Annotated in this window: 1 protein-coding gene; it reads left to right on the top strand. The window is 29.5% G+C overall.

The genetic code is table 11. From position 1 onward, the window contains the following. On the top strand, positions 1–244 hold a 244-nt coding region (locus SB660_RS23095), incomplete at both ends, for a hypothetical protein (protein ID WP_410584873.1).

The following is a 244-nucleotide window of genomic DNA, read 5'->3' as shown; positions in this document are numbered from 1 at the left end:
AGAAGGGAATCCTCTTAAAAGCATTGTCAGACCTTTTGAAAATTTTAAAGCCTTAAACAAGCCTAAAAAATATTTAAAAAATGATTTTTTTATAATTGATACTGCTATTACAGAGCAAAGAAAATCTTCTGCCGGAACTTCAACAGAACGATGCACTTATACAACCATTAAAGGACATTTAAAAGACTCTGAAACACAAAAAGACATAATCTGTACTGAAGATCATTTAACCGATATTTACAAT

The sequence above is a fragment of the Bacillus sp. SIMBA_005 genome (assembly GCF_046535585.1).
GTDB classification, from domain to species: Bacteria; Bacillota; Bacilli; order Bacillales; family Bacillaceae; genus Bacillus; species Bacillus pumilus.
The sequence above is the reverse complement of the archived record's forward strand: the minus strand, read 5'-3'. Positions and strand labels throughout refer to the sequence as shown.